The organism is Rhodococcus sp. 06-418-5, assembly GCF_002258285.1.
Lineage (GTDB): Bacteria > Actinomycetota > Actinomycetes > Mycobacteriales > Mycobacteriaceae > Rhodococcoides.
This window is the reverse complement of the sequence record NZ_NOYE01000011.1, coordinates 1-1,265: the sequence shown is the minus strand read 5'-3', so window position 1 is coordinate 1,265 and position 1,265 is coordinate 1. Positions and strand designations below refer to the sequence as shown.

General features: G+C 64.1%; 1 protein-coding gene. It reads left to right on the top strand.

Features of this window, described 5'->3' with window-relative positions:
• Positions 1 to 103 precede the first annotated feature (103 nt).
• A partial coding sequence (locus CH274_RS05640) for an integrase core domain-containing protein (RefSeq protein WP_256993486.1) occupies positions 104 to 1,265 on the top strand: 1,162 nt, incomplete at its 3' end.

Here is a 1,265-nt window from a genome sequence, read left to right as displayed (position 1 = left end):
CGTGTTGAGTCCGGAGACATATGAGACACGAGATGTCCAGGGACATGTGACACACGGGCTGTGGTGATACTGCGGGGCACTGTGACCGGCTATGGAGTAATCCATGGCCAGAACGGATGCCCGGATGAACCTGCTCGACGCCACCTTGACCGCATGGATCATCGAGGGAGCTGACGTCTTCGACGCCCGAGGCCTGTCAGGCTTCTGCGCCGATCACGGGCTCTCGCGCAGTACCGCCAACCGTCACGCCACCCGGATCCGCGAACGGGGCCGGTGGGAACTCGACTCTCGCCGGCCCCGCTCGAGCCCGACACGCACCGCCGACGCTGTCGAAGCCCGCATCATCGCGCTCCGGACAGAACTGGGCCGCGACAACGGAGCCGACAACATCCGCTACGAGCTGACAAAGATTGCCGCTGAACATGATTGGGTCGGCAAAGGCTGGAAGATCCCGGCCAGATCGACCATCAACAACATCCTCACCCGCCACGGCCTGGTGACCCCGGAGCCGAAGAAACGACCCAAGTCGTCTTACCGCCGATTCCAATACGCCCGGCCCCGCGACTGCTATCAGATCGACGCCACCGAAGTCGTTCTCGCCGGCGGCGGGAAAGCCACCGTCTTCGAGGTTCTCGACGACTGCACCCGCACCCTCGTCGCGACGTACGTCTGCCACGCCGAGACCACCGCCGGTGCCATCACCGCCATCGGCAGGGCCTTCACCGACTACGGAGTTCCCGCAATCGTGTTGTCCGACAACGGAATGGCGTTCTCCGCAACGGCATCGAAGGGTCGCTCGAAGTTCGGCGCGTTCGTCACCGGTGCCGGCGCCCGGCTCATTCATTCGAGCCCGTACCACCCGCAGACCAACGGCAAAGTCGAACGCCACCACCGCACCTTCAAAGAGTGGCTCACCGACCAACCCACCCGGCCGGGCACCACCGCTCAACTACAGACATCGTGCGACCGATACCAGAAGTTCTACAACACCCACCGCCGCCACAGTGCTGTGAACATGCCCCCTGAACAGGCATGGAACCGAGCTGAAACGCTTGGCGGCCCGCAGCATCTACCCGCCCAGGTCGATGCTTCCGTGGGCACCCACCTGGTCTCCGACTCCGGCGTGATCGCCGTCGGCGACCACAAGATCTCCGTCGGACGACCCCACGCCTACACCCGCGTGACCGTCCTACGCGACGGAAACCACATCACCGCCTACAAGGCCAGTGGAGAAGTCCTCGGCCACCTGCACCTGGACATCGACA